The organism is Caballeronia arationis, assembly GCF_001544975.2.
Classification (GTDB): domain Bacteria; phylum Pseudomonadota; class Gammaproteobacteria; order Burkholderiales; family Burkholderiaceae; genus Caballeronia; species Caballeronia arationis.
Genome location: NZ_FCOG02000509.1, coordinates 1 through 937 on the forward strand (window position 1 = coordinate 1; position 937 = coordinate 937).

The 937-nt window shown below is 56.7% G+C and carries 1 protein-coding gene; it reads right to left on the reverse strand.

What is annotated here, in order from left to right; translation table 11 throughout:
• Window positions 1-9: 9 nt before the first annotated feature.
• Window positions 10-270, reverse strand: a complete 261-nt coding sequence (locus AWB81_RS43540) for a hypothetical protein (protein ID WP_062644784.1) — start codon at window positions 268-270, stop codon at window positions 10-12.
• Window positions 271-937 lie beyond the last annotated feature (667 nt).

Consider the following 937-nt stretch of genomic DNA (forward strand, 5'->3'; position numbering starts at 1 on the left):
GTCTGGTCTTCACGTCCATTCACCGCGAGCTTGCCAATAGGCTCCATCCATAGCGAGCCGAAATGCAACACCGCACCCGAGAAGCAAGGCTCCTGACAATGCGCCGAATAACAATGTGACGAGTGGAAGCGAGGCCCCAATGAGAAGAAAGGTCAGCCGCCCATGAGCGACCATTGTCAGCGCCTGCTGCGCGAGAAGCACGGCGGCGATAGAGGCGATACCCAGCAAAAGGCGCCTTTTGCCTGAATACTGCGCTATGCGAACAATCATTGCAGGGCTCCTGCTCCGTACTTTGATAAGCGACTGGCTGCATTTTACATTCCTCCTACATTTCCAATTGCGAGTCGTGCTGAAGGAGGGCTAGAGGCGCTTAACGGACCCTTTTCCAGTCATAGGCTCCCACCTCGCCTGAGCGGCGGCTCTGTGGCTACAACAGGCATGTGCGCGGCAATCTTGGCGGGCGAGTGATCGACCTGATCAGACGGTTAGCGCTTTAGCCATCACGGCGCCGTAACCGCGAGACAGGTCCAGACGGTCGGCGCAGAACTGACTTGATTCGCATTGACATGATCTGAATCAAGATGCGAGGCCCCTCGGGGCCCATGATCTCGACAAGATGAGTCCGGTCGACTTGTCCACCAAGCATGATCGCTGTAAGAACCACGTTGCAAATCAGGGCTGAGAAGGAACACGTCGCTGCGTTCGCTCAGTGTTCCCGGGGCTCGATTTTCGCTCGCTCGATGGACGGCCGGAGTGTGCAACGCCCCGTTCGTCCAGGTCCTAATATGCCGTTTCGCAGAGCATTAAAGCCCTAATCAATAGGCTCGTCCGCGGAATCTATGGGTGGATTCAGCCGCGGCTAGGCGCTTTGAGATCGATCGAGATAGCGATAGAGCTTTCGGCAGGTGGCATCGAAGGATTTCTGCTCGGACTCGGA

Excerpts from the sequence above, each read along its gene's own strand:
- AWB81_RS43540 (WP_062644784.1), bottom strand. The coding sequence starts at position 270 with ATGATTGTTCGCATAGCGCAGTATTCAGGCAAAAGGCGCCTTTTGCTG.